The organism is Candidatus Enterococcus willemsii (assembly GCF_009933335.1).
Taxonomy (GTDB): Bacteria; Bacillota; Bacilli; order Lactobacillales; family Enterococcaceae; genus Enterococcus_F; species Enterococcus_F willemsii.
This window is the reverse complement of the sequence record NZ_MAEL01000046.1, coordinates 84,759-103,675: the sequence shown is the minus strand read 5'-3', so window position 1 is coordinate 103,675 and position 18,917 is coordinate 84,759. Positions and strand designations below refer to the sequence as shown.

The window sequence follows — 18,917 nt, the reverse complement described above, 5'->3', positions numbered from 1 at the left end:
GAACGCAGATGAAATTACTGGTAATTGGTAGTGGTGGACGAGAACATGCAATTGCAAAAAAATTACTAATGGATAAAGCTGTTACAAAAGTTTATTGTGCCAAAGGAAACCCTGGAATGATAGCTGATGGTATTGAAATAGTAGCGATTGAAGAAGAGAATCATCAAGCATTAATTCAATTTGCTAAAGAAGAACAGGTTGATTGGACGTTTGTTGGGCCAGAAGTTCCTTTGTTGAATGGGATTGTAGATGATTTTCAAGCAGAAGGATTGAAAATCTTTGGTCCAAACCGAGCAGCTGCGATGATTGAAGGTTCGAAAGAATTTGCTAAAGAATTAATGGTTGCAAATTATATTCCGACTGCAGAGTATCGAAGTTTTGAAGATTTTGAGTTGGCCAAACAATATGTTTTAGCAAAAGGAGCACCGATTGTAATCAAAGCAGATGGATTAGCAGCGGGCAAAGGTGTGGTCGTGGCTGAAACCGAAGCGATTGCAATTGCAGCATTAAAAGACATGTTAGAAGAAAATCGTTTCGGTGAAAGCGGAGCAAAAGTAGTTATTGAGGAGTTTTTGGCAGGAGAAGAATTTTCTTTATTAGCATTTGTCAAAGATGAAAATGTCTATCCGATGGTGATTGCACAAGATCACAAGCGGGCATTTGATGGTGATAAGGGGCCGAATACGGGTGGAATGGGTGCTTATTCACCTGTGCCACAAATACCAGAGACAATGGTTAAACAGGCAGTAAGTCAAGTGTTACGTCCAGCAGCTCAAGGGATGGTCAGTCGAGGGACACCATTTACTGGGATTTTGTATGCTGGATTGATTGCAACTGCGGATGGACCAAAAGTCATTGAGTTTAACGCACGTTTTGGTGACCCGGAAACCCAAGTTGTTCTTCCTCGATTAGAAAGTAGTTTGGCTGAAATTATTACGGCTTTGCTTGTCAATGAAGAACCTGAGATTCGATGGAATGCAAGAGCAACCTTAGGTGTAGTTGTGGCAGCAGAAGGCTATCCGAATGAGTATAAAAAAGATGTCGTTTTGCCAATCATTGAAAATGATGAGGTAAATGTATATTACGCAGGTGTCAAACAAGAAGAAGTGCTCGTCAGTTCTGGCGGTCGTGTGTTTTTAGTTCAGAGCGAAGGTGAAACAATCAAAGAAGCACAAGAGAAGGTGTATCGCACTTTAGCGGAACATTCGTTGGAAGAATTATTTTATCGAACGGATATAGGTGATAAAGCTTTTAAGAAGTAGTATATAATATACTGCTTCTTTTTTAGTAATTTATCAAAAAGCGATCCTAGTCAGTCGATAGGATTCAATATTTGTATGAAATATACAAAATAAGCTTAAAAAACGTAGAAAAATGTTCTTTCTTCATTTATGCTTAATAAAAAGAGGATTTTTATGAAACATTAATCGTTAAAAAAATTAAAGTGGTGAATGACATGGAACACAATCGATTATTTTCTGTTCTTGAACACGAAGAGCAGCATACAATTTTGACTGCTTTTGCACAGTTAGAAGAAAGTGATGTGAAAGCAACAAATGAAAAAGGCCAAACCTTGCTTCATCTTGCAGTGCATAAGAACCAATTAGCTGTCGCTGCCTTATTATTAAGTCAAGGAAGCTTTCCGAACCAAAAAGATGCAACAATGCTTTCTCCGTTTATTGCTGCAGCTGCAAATGGTTTATCAGAAATGTTTCAATTGATATTACAATTTTCTCCTGATTTATTAGAAGTGAATCGATTTGGAGGAACAGCATTGTTACCGTCTAGCGAAAAAGGTTTTTTATTAATCGTCCAACAAGCGCTTGATGCAGGAGTGCCAGTTAATCATGCAAATCGTCTCGGGTGGACTGCGTTGCTAGAAGCTGTGATTTTAGGTGATGGTGGCTTTTTGTATCAAATGATTGTGGAAGAGTTGCTTGTACAGGGCGCAGATATTACGATACCGGATTTTGATGGTTATACGGCGCTGGATTATGTACAACAATCAGGAAATGAGAACATGATGACTTTGCTAAAACAAGGTCATATTATTTCGGATTTTTCTGAAATCAAGCAACTGATTCGTCGTGGTGACTATTACCAAGCATTAAAGCAATTGCTTGCGATGGGTGAATCTCTTGAAAGGTGTTACTACTTAGGATATACGTATGAATGTCTAAGTCAATATAAAACTGCAAAATACTATTACCAACAAGGGCTGAAAGATGATCCACAATTTGCGTATTATTTAGCAAATTTAGCCAAAAAAAGCAAAGATGTTGAACAAGCGTTGGTTTATTTTGACTTGGGCGCTAAGTCAAACAACCAAGTTTTCTTTCTCTATCATAAATCAAATTATTTACGTGAAATGAATCGACATCCAGAAGCGATTGCGATAATGAATGAATTACTTGTAAATGATCCAACTAGAGTAGATTATCTGTTTCATAAAGCGAATAGTTTACGAAGTTTAGGGAAGCACCAAGAAGCTTATGAAGCAATGATGCAAGCAAGACGACTTCAACCTGAAAATGACTTGTTTCGTGAACATGCAATGCAATCAAAAGAAATGCAGCAAATTACCAAATAATGATTCTTTCGGTGAAAAAAATAATATTGTCTAATTTATTTATTAAATACGTTAGCGTTTTCAAAAAGTTGTGTTAAAATGATACATGGAAGAAAAGAGGAGTGATACTTTTTATGAAAAACGTAAAATTTGGAACAACAGGTATTGATGTACCTAGCGTAATCTTAGGCTGTATGCGCATCAATAATGCAGAAAATCCAGTGAAAGTCATTGAAACGGCTGTCGAAAACGGCATTACTTTTTTTGATCATGCCGATATTTATGGCAAAGGAGAATGCGAAAGTATTTTTGCAGATGCTTTAACAAAAACGAATTTAAAACGTGAGGATTTATTTGTTCAATCAAAATGTGGTATTGTTCCGGGAGTTATGTTTGACTTTTCGAAAGAACATATTATTGCTTCAGTTGAAGGTAGTTTGAAACGTTTAAAGACGGACTATTTGGATGCTTTATTGCTTCACCGTCCAGATACACTAGTTGAACCGGAAGAAGTTGCAGAAGCTTTTGAACATTTAGCAAAATCTGGTAAAGTGAAGCATTTTGGTGTAAGTAACCAAAAACCGGGACAAATTGAATTGCTGAAAAAATACGTGGAACAACCATTAGTTGCCAATCAATTACAATTTGGAATCAAGCATACAGAAATGATTGATCAAGGGATTCATGTAAATATGAGTGATGCAGGATCAATTGACCATGATGGAGAGATTCTTGAATATTCACGTTTGAATGACATGACAATTCAAGCTTGGTCGCCGTATCAATATGGTTTCTTTGAAGGTGTCTTTATTAATAACGATAAATTCCCAGAACTAAATGCAGTTTTAAGCGAATTAGCGGAAAAATATAATACGACACCAACTGGTATTTCTTCTGCTTGGATTTTACGCCATCCAGCAAATATGCAAGTGATTGCTGGAACGATGAACTTGCAACGAATTGAAGAAATTGCCAAAGCATCGGAAGTAACTATGACACGTGAAGATTGGTACCGTGTATATATGGCGGCAGGAAATATTTTACCATAGAATACAACGGATTGTTCGTAATTTACGAACAATCCGTTCTTTATTTTAAGGAAAAAAGCAAATAGAGTTGCTTTTTATCGAGTATTCGGCTAAATTATTGAAGGCGTTAAAAATAAAATGCTAGTTAAAGAAGTAATGAGAGGGAGTTTTTCCATGTTTGATAATATGACGGTTTTTGATTACGAAGATATTCAGTTAGTTCCCAATAAATGTATTGTAAATAGTCGCTCTGAGTGTGATACGACAGTAACACTAGGAAAACATGAATTTAAAATGCCGGTTGTGCCAGCAAATATGCAAACAATTATTGATGAGTCAATTGCTGAATTCCTAGCAGAAAATGGGTATTTCTATATTATGCATCGTTTTGATGAAGACGCAAGAATCCCATTTATCCAAAAGATGCAAGCACGAAATTTAGTGGCTTCAATTAGTGTCGGTGTAAAAGAACATGAATATCCGTTTGTTGAGTCATTAGCAGAACAAGGTATCGTTCCTGATTACATTACAATTGATATTGCCCATGGACATTCAAATTCAGTTATTAAAATGATTCAACACATAAAAAAACATTTACCAGATACATTTGTGATTGCAGGAAACGTTGGTACACCCGAAGCAGTTCGCGAATTAGAAAATGCAGGTGCTGATGCAACAAAAGTAGGGATTGGACCTGGTAAAGTATGTATTACAAAAATTAAAACCGGATTTGGTACTGGTGGTTGGCAATTGGCAGCTCTAAGATGGTGTGCAAAAGCAGCAAGAAAGCCAATTATCGCTGATGGTGGGATTCGTACACATGGTGATATTGCGAAATCAGTTCGTTTTGGAGCAACGATGGTGATGATTGGTTCATTATTTGCAGGTCATGAAGAATCTCCAGGTGAAACAAAAGTAGAAGACGGCGTATTTTATAAAGAATACTTCGGTTCAGCGTCTGAGTTCCAAAAAGGCGAAAAGAAAAATGTTGAAGGTAAAAAAATCTGGGTGACACACAAAGGTTCGTTAAAAGATACCTTACGTGAAATGCAACAAGATTTACAATCTTCTATCTCGTATGCAGGTGGAAAAGACTTAGAAGCGATTCGTAAAGTCGATTATGTGATTGTTAAAAATTCTATTTTTAATGGCGATACAATTTAATAACAAAAAAGAGACGAATTCAAAATTGCTTTCGTCTCTTTTTTTTTATACAATAACATCGAGGTGAAGAAAATGACAATTAAAGTTTTTTCAGTATTTGGTACAAGACCCGAAGCCATTAAAATGGCACCGTTAGTCAAAGCATTAGAAAAGGATGAACGTTTTGATTCAAAAGTGGTTGTGACGGCGCAACATCGTGAAATGTTAGACCAAGTAATGGAAATTTTTGATATTCAAGCAGATTATGATTTGAATATCATGTCAAGTGGACAAACATTAACAGACATCACAACAAAAGTTTTACTAGAAATGCAACCTATTCTAATAGAAGAAAAACCAGATATGGTATTAGTTCATGGCGATACAACTACCACATTTGCCGCAGCGACAGCCGCATTTTACCAACAAATAAAAATTGGGCATGTCGAGGCTGGTTTAAGAACTTGGAACAAATATTCGCCGTTTCCCGAAGAAGCCAATCGTCAAATGACAGATGCGCTTGCTGATTTATATTTTGCTCCAACTACACAAAGTAAAGAAAATCTATTGAAAGAAAATCATCCTGAAAATCAGATTGTTGTGACTGGTAATACTGCGATAGATGCAATGGCGTATACCGTTAAAGAAGAGTATCAACATGTTGATTTAATGGCAGAAGGAAAGAAACAAATTGTGGTTACAATGCACCGTCGTGAAAATTTGGGTCAACCGATGACGAATGTCTTTTCCGCGTTAAGACGTGTAGCCGAAGAATTTTCTGATGTTCAAATGGTCTTTCCGATGCACAAAAACCCAAAAGTTCGTGAATTAGCGCAACAAACATTAGGTGATCTAGCGAATGTGCAACTGATTGAACCGTTAGATGTCGTGGATTTCCATAACTTTATTGCTCGTAGTTATCTAATTTTAACGGACTCTGGTGGGGTGCAAGAAGAAGCTCCTTCTCTAGGAGTACCTGTTTTAGTGTTACGTGATACCACAGAACGACCTGAAGGAGTAGACGCAGGTACTTTAAAATTGGTGGGAACCGAGGAAGAAACTGTTTATCACGAAGTTAAAGAATTATTAGAAAACGAAGCATTGCATAAACAAATGGCGCAGGCTAAAAATCCTTATGGAGACGGACATGCGAGTGAGTATATTTTGAATGCAATGGCTGATTATTTCGATAAATAACGTATAGTTTCAGTGGGTTTATTATATTAGTTGACAAAAATAGTTTAAAATACTATGATTAAATATAGTTATTGGGTTATTTAATAACTATAAAAAAACAAAATAATTGTTAGGTGAGGCTCCTATATGGACACAGGCTGCTGCCGCGAAAGAATCGAGAGACTCTTAGATGGTAGGACATGACTAATCGTTGAAGGTTAGTCACGAAGCAGCTGACAAGAATTTGTCTACGCCCTATAGTGCTAAAGCTCAACGATGAATAATACAGAATTTTTGCGTATGCTCATTGTTGAGTGTACGCATTTTTATTGTCCTCACTAGACAGGAAAGAAGGTTTGTGTAATGGAAAGTCCCAGTCCCGATCACCAGATAAGCAACAATCAACGATGTCTAGGAGAACAAAACTCCTAGATAACTACTAGGAGGTATAGAATAATGATGAGAAATGATATGAAACAACAAGAATTAAAAAAATTAGGCATGTTGTCTGAAAGAGAATTGTTTATGGAGCTTAGGACATCTTTAAATGGATTATCAGCGGAAGATGCTAAAGAACGTTTAGAAGAATATGGCTTGAATCAAGTAGATGCAGCTAAACCAATCTCTGCAATAGTTATGTTTTTACATGCATTAAAAGACCCATTTGTTTTAGTTCTATTATTTTTAATGGTTATATCAGCTGCGACGCGTGATTATGAAGCTGTGATTGTTATGGGAGTAATGGTCTTAGCTAGCACCATGATTTCCTTTATTCAAGAGTATCGTTCACAAAAGGCCAGTTTGGCATTGAAAGAAATGATTGAAAATACTTGCGCAGTGACTAGAAATGGCGAAACAGCTGAAATTCCAATGGATGAAGTTGTACCAGGAGATATTGTCAATTTAGCAACGGGAGACATGATTCCAGCAGATGCCGTATTAATTTGGACGAAAGACTTATTTGTCAATCAATCTTCCCTGACAGGAGAGTCAATGCCAGTTGAAAAAAGTACCAATACACATGCTGATGATAAAACGATTGCTACCATTGACAGAAGTAATCTAGTTTTTATGGGGACAGACGTATTAAGCGGGCAAGGAAAGGCAATTATCTTAAAGACTGGTCAAGCAACATTTTTTGGAGATATTGCAAAACAAGCAACGAAAAAGCGTGGAAAAACAACATTTGATACTGGTTTAACAAGAATTAGTAAATTATTATTACGTATGGTGGTCGTGCTATTTCCGGTAGTATTCTTGATTAACGGTTTGACCAAAGGAAACTGGGGAGATGCATTCTTCTTTGCCGTTGCCGTTGCTGTAGGGTTAACTCCTGAAATGTTACCAATGATTGTTACCAGTAATTTAGCTAAAGGTGCAATGACCCTTGCCAAGGAAAAAGTAATTATTAAAGAATTGCCTGCAATTCAAAATCTAGGCAGTATGGATATATTATGCACCGATAAAACTGGCACGATTACAGAAGATCGAGTTGTTCTCGTGCAACACTTAGATCCCTTAGGAAAAACAAATCAAAAAGTACTAGATATGGCTTTTTTAAATTCTGCTTACCAAACAGGCTGGCGAAATTTAATGGATGAAGCGGTCATCCAATTCTTTGAAGAAAATCAGCAAAAACTTCCTTTTGAAAAGGTTATTACTATTGATGAAATTCCTTTTGATTTTTCTCGTCGACGTGTGACTGTCGTAGTAGAAGCTGAAAATCATCAGCTAATGGTTACGAAAGGTGCTGTTGAAGAAATGGCAGCTATTTGTACATCGGTTGAAATCAATGGTGAAGTCCAACCCTTGACGAATCATTTAAAAAAACAATTAAGTCAAATCAATCAAGAGTTAAATAAGCAAGGGATGCGCGTGTTGACTGTTGCTATTAAAAAAGATGCGCATCGTGAGGCGATTTATTCAATCGCTGATGAATCTGAGATGACGATGATTGGTTTTATGGCATTTTTAGACCCTGCGAAATCATCTGCTAAAACAGCTATTCAATCCTTGCATGCACATGGTGTGAGTGTAAAAGTATTAACAGGAGACAATGAAATTGTAGCTGAGAAAGTTTGCCAAGATGTAGGAATTCAAGTGCATCATGCGCTTCTAGGAACAGATATTGATGTCATGACAGAAGAAGAACTTGCTATTGTCGCTGAGGAAACAAATTTATTTGCGAAATTAAATCCAATGCAAAAATCACGAATTATTGCTACATTGCAAAGTAAAAATCATACTGTGGGGTTCATGGGGGATGGAATTAATGACGCACCGGCTTTACGCATGGCTGATGTGGGGATTTCTGTAGATACAGCAGCTGACATTACCAAAGATGCTAGCTCAGTTATTTTACTGGAAAAAAGTTTAGATGTGTTAGCAAATGGTGTGATTGAAGGCCGCAAAGTGTTTAGCAATATGATGAAATACATTAAAATTACGATTAGCTCTAATTTTGGTAATGTATTTTCGATTTTAATAGCGAGTGCGTTCCTACCATTCTTACCGATGTTATCTATCCAGTTATTGGTTCAAAATTTAATTTATGATATGGCGCAATTGACTATTCCTTGGGATAATGTAGACGAAGAAGAGTTAGCGAAACCTGTTAAATGGAATGTTAGTAGTTTGTTGAAATTTACTGTATCGATTGGTCCGGTGAGTAGTATTTTTGATTGTTTGACTTTTTTAATGATGTGGTTTGTATTTGGCGCAACCACACCAAGTCAACAAAGTTTGTTCCAAACAGGTTGGTTTGCAGTTGGTCTAGTGACACAAGTATTAGTTGTTCATATGGTACGAACAAGAAAGACACCCTTCATACAAAGTTATGCTTCTAAATCAGTGCTACTTACAAGTGCATTGGCGATAATTATTGGTGGAATGATTATTTTAACGCCGCTAAGAGAATTTTTTGATTTTACGAGTTTACCAACCAACTATTGGGTATGGTTCATAGGTATTGTTGGTTTATATCTAATTTTGGTTGAAATTGCAAAATGTATGTACATTCGTATAACCAACGAATGGCTCTAATATAATATAGTAGAGAAGTCAGCAAATGTTAGTTTGCTGGCTTTTTGTGATCATTGGTAAACAAACTGTTACTTAAACAGATATACCCTGTACTAATTTTTCGCGGGAAATGGAAATCGCTTTCCTAGAAAGTGTCTAAAAACGAACAATGTGATAATGTTCACTAATATGTACTGTTGCATAAGGGATTGCGATAATAAGAAATAAAAAAATTGTAAACTTTATACTTGTTTTTCTCTCATAAAAGTGATAGTTTATTAACTGTAAATGATTCTAACAGTAATACAGAAATGATTGCCTGTTATAATCTATCATATTTTTAGATATGAAGCTAAATAGAGAGAGGAAAGTGTGACAAGATGGCAAAGAAAAAAACAATTGACTTTCAAGCACTGCTAGAAAATGTCGATGCTCAATTTCCAACTTATCAGGCGTTAGACCAAGATGGAAACATTGTAAACCAAGATTTAGTACCTGACTTAAGTGATGAGGAATTAGTAGAATTAATGACTCGTATGGTTTGGTCTCGTGTACTTGACCAACGTTCAACTGCTTTGAACCGCCAAGGTCGCTTAGGTTTCTTTGCTCCAACAGCTGGACAAGAAGCAAGTCAATTAGCAAGTCATTTTGCTTTTGAAAAAGAAGACGTATTATTACCAGGTTACCGTGATGTACCTCAATTGATTCAACATGGTTTACCTTTAACTCAAGCATTCTTATGGTCTCGTGGTCACGTTGGCGGAAACTTATACGCTGATGATTTACAAGCATTACCACCACAAATCATTATCGGTGCGCAATATGTTCAAGCAGCTGGTGTAGCTCTTGGATTGAAAAAACGTAACAAGAAAAACGTAGTTATCACTTATACAGGTGATGGCGGTTCTTCACAAGGTGACTTCTATGAAGCAATCAACTTTGCGGGTGCATACAAAGCAAATGCTGTATTCTACATCCAAAATAACGGGTTTGCGATTTCAACACCTCGTGACAAACAATCTGCTGCAACTACATTAGCTCAAAAAGCTGTTGCTGCTGGTATCCCAGGAATCCAAGTTGACGGTATGGATCCATTAGCTGTTTACACAGTTTCTAAAATGGCTCGTGACTGGTCTGTTGCTGGCAATGGTCCTGTTTTAATTGAAACATTAACTTACCGTTATGGTCCACACACATTGTCTGGTGATGATCCAACTCGTTACCGTTCAAAAGAAATGGACGATGAATGGACTGCAAAAGATCCATTGGTTCGTTTCCGTAAATATCTAGAAGCAAAAGGTCTATGGACTGAAGCAAAAGAAGAAGAAGTGATTGAAGCAGCAAAAGAAGAAATCAAAGCAGCAATTGCAGAAGCTGATAAAGCTCCAAAACAAAAAGTTTCTGATTTCTTGAAAAATATGTTTGAAGTTCAACCACAAAGCATTAAAGAACAAATTGAATTTTACGAAGCGAAGGAGTCGAAATAATCATGGCACAAAAAACAATGATTCAAGCAATTACTGATGCCCTAGCTTGTGAGTTAGCCAGCGATGAAAACGTAGTAATGTTTGGTGAAGACGTCGGTAAAAACGGAGGAGTATTCCGTGCGACTGAAGGCTTACAAGAAAAATTTGGTGAAGATCGCGTATTTGATACACCATTAGCAGAGTCAGGTATTGCTGGTTTAGCATTTGGTATGGCGCTAGAAGGTTTCCGTCCAGTGCCAGAACTACAATTCTTCGGTTTCGTTTTTGAAGCAATGGATGAAGTTGTAGCACAAATGGCCCGTACTCGTTACCGTATGGGTGGCACAAGAAACTTGCCTATCACAATCCGCTCACCATTTGGTGGTGGTGTGCATACACCAGAATTACACTCAGATAACTTAGAAGGATTGATTGCTCAATCTCCAGGTATCCGTGTTGTTATTCCATCAAACCCTTATGATGCAAAAGGATTATTAATTTCTTCTATTAGAAGTAATGACCCAGTTGTTTTCTTAGAGCACATGAAACTTTACCGTTCATTCCGTGAAGAAGTGCCAGAAGAATCTTACACTGTACCATTGGATAAAGCTGCAGTAACTCGTGAAGGTACTGACGTTTCTATCATCACTTATGGTGCAATGGTTCGTGAAGCAATTAAAGCAGCGGATAATTTAGCAAAAGAAAATATCAGTGTAGAAATTGTTGACTTACGTACAGTAGCTCCTCTAGATATCGAAACAATTATTGCATCTGTTGAAAAAACTGGACGCGTTGTAGTTGTTCAAGAAGCGCAAAAACAAGCAGGTGTTGGTGCACAAGTTGCATCTGAAATTGCTGAACGTGCGATCCTTTCTTTAGAAGCACCAATCGGACGCGTGTCTGCTCCAGATACAGTATTCCCATTTGGTCAAGCTGAGAATGTTTGGTTACCAAACGCATCAGATATCGAAGCAAAAGTTAAAGAAATCGTAAACTTCTAAGAATACAAGAGAGGAAGATATCAAAATGGCATTTCAATTTAAATTACCGGATATCGGTGAAGGAATTGCAGAAGGCGAAATCGTTAAATGGTTTGTAAAACCAGGCGACACAATTAATGAAGATGATACTTTATTAGAAGTACAAAATGATAAATCAGTGGAAGAAATTCCATCACCAGTTACAGGAACAGTTAAAAACATTCTTGTAGAAGAAGGGGTTGTAGCAAATGTTGGCGATGTGTTAGTTGAAATCGACGCACCTGGTCATGAAGACGACGCTCCAGCGGCTCCTGCACAAGAACAAACACCAGCAGCTCCAGCAGCTTTACCAGAAGCTGGCGGACAAGGTGTCTTCCAATTCAAATTACCAGATATCGGTGAAGGAATTGCAGAAGGTGAAATCGTTAAATGGTTTGTAAAAGCCGGCGATACAATCAAAGAAGATGATACTTTATTAGAAGTACAAAATGATAAATCAGTGGAAGAAATTCCATCACCAGTTACAGGAACAGTTGTACGTGTTGTTGTAGAAGAAGGCGTAGTAGCAAACGTTGGTGACGTGTTAGTTGAAATCGACGCACCTGGTCACAACGATGCACCTGCAAGTGCGCCAGCAGCACCTGCACCAGAAGCTGCAGCACCTGCCTCTGCACCAGCAGAAGCATCAGCTCCAACTGGTAAACCAAGCAAAAACGTGTTGGCTATGCCATCTGTACGTCAATTTGCTCGTGAAAATGATGTAGATATTACTTTAGTTACTCCTTCTGGAAAAGGTGGACGTGTAACAAAAGAAGATATCCAAAGCTTTATCTCTGGTGGCTCTCAAGAAGCTCCAGCAGCAACTGAAACAGCTGCTACTGAGTCAGCAACAGCGCAAGCAGCGAAACCAGCTGAAAAAGCAGAACCAGCTAAACCTTACCAATCTAACTTGGGTGAATTAGAAACTCGTGAAAAACTTACTCCAATGCGTAAAGCAATTTCTAAAGCAATGGTTAACAGCAAACACACAGCTCCTCACGTAACATTACATGATGAAGTTGAAGTTTCTAAACTATGGGATCAACGTAAGAAATTTAAAGACGTTGCTGCCGCTCAAAATACTAAATTAACTTTCTTACCATATGTTGTTAAAGCTTTAACTGCAACTATGAAGAAATACCCAGTATTGAACGCATCAATCGATGACGCTTCACAAGAAGTAGTTTACAAAAACTACTACAACATCGGTATTGCTACAGATACTGCGAACGGCTTATACGTACCAAACGTAAAAGATGCAGATCGCAAAGGTCTATTTGCAATTGCAGATGAAATTAACGGAAAAGCAGCTTTAGCTCACGAAGGTAAATTAGCAGCTGAAGATATGCGTAACGGAACAGTTACAATCAGTAACATTGGTTCAGTGGGTGGCGCTTGGTTCACACCGGTAATCAACTACCCTGAAGTTGCTATTTTAGGTGTAGGTACAATTGCTCAACAACCTGTTGTCAATGCAGAAGGCGAAATCGTAGTTGGACGTATGATGAAACTATCATTAAGCTTCGACCACCGCATCGTTGATGGCGCAACTGCTCAACAAGCAATGAATAACATCAAACGTTTGTTAGCAGATCCAGAGTTACTATTAATGGAAGGATGATAAACAAATGGTAGTTGGAGATTTTGCCGTAGAATTAGATACAGTAGTAATTGGAGCAGGACCTGGTGGCTATGTAGCTGCCATCCGTGCTGCTCAAATGGGCCAAAAAGTAGCGATTATTGAAAGAGAAAACGTTGGTGGCGTATGTCTAAACGTTGGTTGTATTCCTTCAAAAGCGTTAATTTCTGCTGGCCATCATTATCAAGAAGCACAACATTCAGAAATGTTTGGTGTGAGCGCTGAAGGCGTAACACTTGATTTTGCAAAAACACAAGAGTGGAAAACAAACGGTGTTGTTAACAAGTTAACTTCAGGCGTTAGCATGCTCTTGAAAAAAAATAAAGTAGAAGTTATTGAGGGAGAAGCGTTCTTCGTTGATGATCATACTTTACGTGTAATCCATCCTGATTCAGCTCAAACGTATGAATTCAAAAATGCGATTGTAGCAACAGGTTCTCGTCCAATTGAAATTCCAGGATTCAAATTTGCTGGACGTGTAATTGATTCAACTGGAGGTTTAGCTTTAACTGAAGTTCCTAAAAAATTAGTTATCATCGGTGGTGGAGTTATCGGTGCTGAACTAGGTGGCGCATATGCTAACTTAGGTGCAGAAGTAACGATTCTTGAAGGTTCACCACAAATTTTACCAACTTACGAAAAAGATATGGTTAAAATTGTTGAAGCTGAATTCAAGAAAAAAGGTATGACAGTTATTACTAATGCAATGGCTAAAGAAGCTGTTGACAATGGTGATAGCGTAACTGTTAAATATGCAGTTGATGGTAAAGAAGAAGAAATCACTGCTGATTATGTAATGGTTACTGTAGGTCGTCGTCCAAACACTGATGACATGGGCTTAGAACAAGCTGGTGTTGAAATCGGTGAACGTGGATTAATTCCAGTGGACGCTCAAGGTCGTACAAATGTACCAAACATTTATGCAATTGGTGACATCGTTCCTGGTGCTGCACTAGCGCATAAAGCAAGTTACGAAGCTAAAATTGCTGCAGAAGCAATTTCTGGTAAAAAAGTAGCTGTTGATTACAAAGCAATGCCAGCAGTTGCATTTACTGATCCTGAATTAGCATCAGTAGGTATGACAATTGCAGAAGCAAAAGAAGCTGGAATTGATGCAAAAGCATTCAAATTCCCATTTGCTGGTAATGGTCGTGCGTTGTCATTAGGTAAAACTGAAGGATTTATCCGTTTAGTTGCAACTACTGATGGACACGTTCTTATCGGAGCTCAAGTTGCTGGTATCAGCGCTTCAGATATGGTTTCTGAATTAGCATTAGCTATCGAATCAGGTATGAACGCAGAAGATATCGCATTAACTATCCATCCACATCCATCTTTAGGTGAGATTACAATGGATGCTTCTGAATTAGCATTAGGATTACCAATCCACGCTTAAGAATTTTAATTTAGCCATCGTTTTCGAACGATGGCTTTTTTGTGATTCACAAAATATCTAGTTTTAGCTAATTGTACATATTGGCATGACAGATTCGTAAGGCTTACGAAGACAAAAGTGGCAAAAATGTAAGTTTTTTTTCAGACTTTAGACGGAATGTTTTTAGAGCTTCTTTTTATAAACTAAGAGTATCAAAGGAAACAAATAGGAGGAAGTTATATGAAACTAATTGCAAAACTTGCTGGCGTGTTACTTATTTTAGGTGGAATGTTACTAGCATCGACAGTGTATACAAAAAATTCTACGAGTGAATTAGCAGGAGTGATGGATCAGTTAAATCCATTGGTTAAAGAAGGGCATGTTTATGTCAAAACAAAAGAGCCGGATAGTGTCAATGGTTATGGAACAGCTTACTATGAGCAAATGGCAGCAGATGAGAATGGTAAGACAAGAAACATTGCGTTCAATGGGATTTCCGAATTGAAAGAAGGCCGCTACTTAAAGTTGACGAATAAAGGAGCGCATGTAGAAACTTATGAGGAAATTGCAAAAGAAGAAGTACCAGCAGATGCATTAGCGCAAATAGATAAATAACAAAAAACTCTTCAGCAAAGATTGTTGGAGAGTTTTTCTTAAGGATTTTATTATTTCCTTACAATTCAATAGAACTATGATAAACTAAAATAGAGTTTATCAACTGGAGGTTATTATGAAAGAATATCAATATCCATTAAATTTAGATTGGACAACGGATGAAATGGTCATTGTCATGAATATGTGGGATGCATTAGAACAGTCTTATGAAAAAGGGATTTCAGCCGAATCGTTTATGAAGGCCCATCAAGCATTTAAAACTGTTGTTCGTAGTATTGGCGAAGAGCGGCGTTTAGGTAGAGAATTTGAAGAATTGACGGGCTATTCATTGTATCGAGCACTGCAAGAAGCAAAAGCAAATCCTACTAAGAAATTGAAAATGAAAGGATAGAAAACGATGCAAATTATGATTAGTGAAATCAAAAATTGGATGAAAGATGCTGGTGAAATAATCAAAGAAGCATTGAAAAAAGAAGGGTTAACAGTCGACACAAAGACGAGTCGGAAAGATTTGGTTACTAATTTAGATAAGCAGACACAGGACTATTTAATTAAACAGATTTTAGCGTTTGACCCAAATGCTAAAATTTTAGGTGAGGAGAATGGTAAAGATCAACTAACTGATTTGAGTGGTCGTGTATTTATTATTGATCCAATAGACGGTACAATGAATTTTGTTTTGGAACATGAAAATTTTTGTATCATGATTGCTGTCTATGAAGAAGGACAAGGAGTATTAGGTTTTGTCTATGATGTCATGAAGGAAGACTTCTTATGGGGTGGGAGAGACATTGGTGTCTTTTTAAATGAAGAACGCGTGCCTAAACCAAAAGATTGCGCACTGAACGAAGGCTTGTTAGGTATGAATGCCGTCATGTATGCGAATAATATCGGCAATGCTCGTATTATGGGCGAGCGTTCGATGGGGGTTCGTATGTCAGGATGTGCGGGTGTGGAATTAATGGGGATGGCATTAGGAAAACGTGTCGGTTATGTTTCTAATCTAGCGCCTTGGGATTATGCAGCAGGAGGTATTCTCATTCAAGCCTTAGGTATGAAGATGAGTAATCTATATGGTAAACCATTGCAAATGAATGGTAGAGAACAATTTATTGCGGGAACACCTCAAGTATACGAAGAATTATTAACCTTATCTATGGAATCCTTAAAATAAAATCAACCTTCAAATCAGCTCTTTTAGCTGTTTGAAGGTTTTATATTGAAAAAAACACAAATCTGAAAACTTTTCACTAGTTTTCAGAAAGAATATTTGTTATAATTACTCGTCAAGTGTAAAGCCAAATTAAAAGGAGCAGTTAAATTGAAACATAGAGATGATATCCGCAACGTAGCGATTATCGCCCACGTCGATCACGGAAAAACAACATTAGTTGATGAATTATTGAAACAATCAGATACATTGGATGCGCGTACACAATTACAAGAGCGTGCAATGGATTCTAACGCCATTGAAAAAGAACGTGGTATTACAATCCTAGCTAAAAATACAGCGGTAGATTATCAAGGAACACGCATTAATATTTTAGATACCCCTGGACATGCCGATTTCGGTGGGGAAGTTGAACGTATCATGAAAATGGTAGACGGCGTAGTTTTAGTCGTGGATTCATATGAAGGAACAATGCCTCAAACACGTTTTGTATTGAAAAAAGCATTAGAACAACGTGTAACACCAATCGTTGTTATTAATAAAATTGATAAACCATCGGCTCGTCCAGAGCACGTTGTAGATGAAGTATTAGAATTATTTATCGAATTGGGTGCAGATGATGACCAATTAGATTTCCCAGTAATTTATGCATCTGCATTGAACGGAACTTCTAGTTTGTCCGACAATCCAACTGACCAAGAAGAAACAATGGCTCCTATTTTTGATACAATTATTGAGCATATCCCAGCGCCCGTTGATAATCGTGATGAACCTTTACAATTCCAAGTATCATTGTTGGATTACAATGAATATGTTGGTCGTATCGGTATCGGACGTATTTTCCGTGGGAAAATTAAAGTCGGTGACAGTGTCTCATTAATCAAATTAGACGGAACAGTCAAAAATTTCCGTGTCACAAAATTATTTGGTTTCTTCGGATTGCAAAAAGTTGAAATTAATGAAGCAGTAGCAGGAGACCTAATTGCGTTATCTGGTATGGAAGATATTTTCGTTGGAGAAACAGTAACACCTTCTGATCATCAAGAAGCATTACCAATCTTGCATATTGATGAGCCGACATTACAAATGACCTTCTTAGTAAACAACTCACCATTTGCAGGCCGTGAAGGAAAATATATTACTGCACGTAAGATTGAAGAACGTTTGATGGCTGAATTGCAAACAGACGTTTCTCTACGTGTTGAGCCAATTGGACCTGATTCATGGACAGTTTCTGGGCGCGGAGAATTACACTTATCTATTTTGATTGAAAACATGCGTCGTGAAGGGTATGAATTACAAGTTTCACGTCCAGAAGTCATTGAGCGTGAAATTGATGGTGTGAAATGTGAACCGTTTGAACGTGTGCAAATCGACACACCAGAAGAATATATGGGATCAGTTATCGAATCTTTAGGAACTCGTAAAGCTGAAATGCAAGACATGATTAATACTGGAAATGGCCAAGTAAGAATTATCTTCTTAGCACCTGCTCGTGGATTAATCGGTTATACGAATGAATTTCTATCGATGACACGTGGATATGGTATTATGAACCACACATTTGATCAATACTTGCCAATGATACCAACACAAATTGGTGGACGTCATCACGGTGCATTAGTATCAATTGATACAGGTAAAGCAACTACGTATTCCATTATGAGTATTGAAGAACGTGGAACAGTCTTTGTTGAACCAACAACTGAAGTCTATGAAGGAATGATTGTTGGTGAGAATGCACGTGACAATGACTTAACTGTAAATATTACGAAAGCTAAACAAATGACAAACGTTCGTTCAGCAACAAAAGATCAAACATCAGTCATCAAAAAGCCTCGTATTCTTTCATTAGAAGAATCATTAGAATTCTTGAATGATGATGAATATTGTGAAGTAACACCAGAAAGCATTCGTTTACGCAAACAAATCTTAAATAAAAACGAACGTGAAAAAGCAGCTAAAAAACGTAAAAAAGCCGAGTAAGACGATTTTTAATGAGATGTATCTTCGAGATACATCTCATTTTTTGATATAACGGTCCATAACTATTTGTCAAGAGGAAATTAGTAAATTTATAAATCTGTGGGAAACTTTTACAAATATAGCAAAAAAGCTTGATAAACTAATATTTCATAAAAAAATACGTATTTAGATAAATAGGATAATGTTTCATATTTTGTGTTTGTTTCACAATTTAGAGAATTGAAGAAAATTCAAATGCGAATAAATAATGAAAAGGGTGAATAAAATACATGAAATTTCTTGTAAAATTAGAAGTTGCACAGAGTTTGTTCGTTTTTTTCTCATTTTTATTCAAACTTCGTGAATTGAAATAACCATTTCTAGTAAAAGTTGTGCTATAATAATGAAACGAAGAATAGGAGGGAGCGAAATGGAATCTATTTCTCCAGAATCAGCATTAGAAATTTTGCTTGAAGAAGCTGAGCGCATTCGCATGCTGATTCGCAATCAAAAAAATAGTTTGTGTATTTCTCAATGCAAAGCTTTTGAAGAAGTGGTTGATACGCAGATGTATGGTTTGTCTCGACAGGTCGCCTATGCGATTCGTTTAGGAATTGTTTCCAATAATCAAGGACAACAAGTATTGAGCGATTTGGAAAGGGATTTAAATCAACTGTACAATGAAGTTTATGAGGAAACAAAAGCAAATGAAATAGGCAAGGAGGTTTAG

At 37.2% G+C, this 18,917-nt stretch carries 15 protein-coding genes and 1 riboswitch; all 15 genes read left to right on the top strand.

The features are described from left to right. The first annotated feature begins 8 nt into the window (after positions 1–8). Positions 9–1,262 carry a phosphoribosylamine--glycine ligase gene (purD, locus tag BAU17_RS10050; RefSeq protein WP_161902684.1) on the top strand — a complete coding sequence of 418 codons (1,254 nt, stop codon included), beginning with the start codon at positions 9–11 and terminating at the stop codon, positions 1,260–1,262. 194 nt (positions 1,263–1,456) lie between these two features. After that, positions 1,457–2,590, top strand: coding sequence for an ankyrin repeat domain-containing protein (locus BAU17_RS10045; protein WP_161902683.1), 1,134 nt, complete (start codon positions 1,457–1,459; stop codon positions 2,588–2,590). A 113-nt stretch (positions 2,591–2,703) separates the two neighbouring features. Further along, positions 2,704–3,618, top strand: a complete 915-nt coding sequence (locus tag BAU17_RS10040; RefSeq protein ID WP_161902682.1) for an aldo/keto reductase — start codon at positions 2,704–2,706, stop codon at positions 3,616–3,618. A 165-nt stretch (positions 3,619–3,783) separates the two neighbouring features. Continuing rightward, a complete protein-coding gene (guaC, locus tag BAU17_RS10035; RefSeq protein ID WP_161902700.1) occupies positions 3,784–4,761 on the top strand; it encodes a GMP reductase in 978 nt (325 codons plus the stop codon). A gap of 72 nt (positions 4,762–4,833) precedes the next feature. Beyond that, positions 4,834–5,937, top strand: a complete 1,104-nt coding sequence (gene wecB, locus BAU17_RS10030) for a non-hydrolyzing UDP-N-acetylglucosamine 2-epimerase (protein ID WP_161902681.1) — start codon at positions 4,834–4,836, stop codon at positions 5,935–5,937. A 98-nt stretch (positions 5,938–6,035) separates the two neighbouring features. Next, a riboswitch (M-box (ykoK) riboswitch) is annotated at positions 6,036–6,205 on the top strand. Positions 6,206–6,372: 167 nt separating this feature from the next. After that, positions 6,373–8,958, top strand: a complete 2,586-nt coding sequence (gene mgtA / locus BAU17_RS10025; RefSeq protein ID WP_161902680.1) for a magnesium-translocating P-type ATPase — start codon at positions 6,373–6,375, stop codon at positions 8,956–8,958. 359 nt (positions 8,959–9,317) lie between these two features. Further along, positions 9,318–10,424, top strand: coding sequence for a pyruvate dehydrogenase (acetyl-transferring) E1 component subunit alpha (pdhA, locus tag BAU17_RS10020; protein WP_161902679.1), 1,107 nt, complete (start codon positions 9,318–9,320; stop codon positions 10,422–10,424). Positions 10,425–10,426: 2 nt separating this feature from the next. After that, a complete protein-coding gene (locus tag BAU17_RS10015; RefSeq protein ID WP_161902678.1) occupies positions 10,427–11,404 on the top strand; it encodes an alpha-ketoacid dehydrogenase subunit beta in 978 nt (325 codons plus the stop codon). 25 nt (positions 11,405–11,429) lie between these two features. After that, the gene (locus BAU17_RS10010) at positions 11,430–13,043 is read left to right on the top strand and encodes a dihydrolipoyllysine-residue acetyltransferase (RefSeq protein ID WP_161902677.1); all 1,614 of its coding nucleotides are present in this window, start codon (positions 11,430–11,432) and stop codon (positions 13,041–13,043) included. A gap of 7 nt (positions 13,044–13,050) precedes the next feature. After that, a complete protein-coding gene (gene lpdA, locus BAU17_RS10005) occupies positions 13,051–14,457 on the top strand; it encodes a dihydrolipoyl dehydrogenase (protein WP_161902676.1) in 1,407 nt (468 codons plus the stop codon). Positions 14,458–14,676: 219 nt separating this feature from the next. Beyond that, positions 14,677–15,051 carry a YxeA family protein gene (locus BAU17_RS10000; protein WP_161902675.1) on the top strand — a complete coding sequence of 125 codons (375 nt, stop codon included), beginning with the start codon at positions 14,677–14,679 and terminating at the stop codon, positions 15,049–15,051. Positions 15,052–15,166: 115 nt separating this feature from the next. Next, positions 15,167–15,442 carry a UPF0223 family protein gene (locus BAU17_RS09995; protein ID WP_161902674.1) on the top strand — a complete coding sequence of 92 codons (276 nt, stop codon included), beginning with the start codon at positions 15,167–15,169 and terminating at the stop codon, positions 15,440–15,442. A gap of 6 nt (positions 15,443–15,448) precedes the next feature. Beyond that, positions 15,449–16,225 carry an inositol monophosphatase family protein gene (locus BAU17_RS09990; RefSeq protein ID WP_161902673.1) on the top strand — a complete coding sequence of 259 codons (777 nt, stop codon included), beginning with the start codon at positions 15,449–15,451 and terminating at the stop codon, positions 16,223–16,225. A 147-nt stretch (positions 16,226–16,372) separates the two neighbouring features. Beyond that, positions 16,373–18,208, top strand: a complete 1,836-nt coding sequence (gene typA / locus BAU17_RS09985; RefSeq protein WP_161902672.1) for a translational GTPase TypA — start codon at positions 16,373–16,375, stop codon at positions 18,206–18,208. 409 nt (positions 18,209–18,617) lie between these two features. After that, positions 18,618–18,917, top strand: coding sequence for an Fpa/YlaN family protein (locus BAU17_RS09980; RefSeq protein WP_161902671.1), 300 nt, complete (start codon positions 18,618–18,620; stop codon positions 18,915–18,917).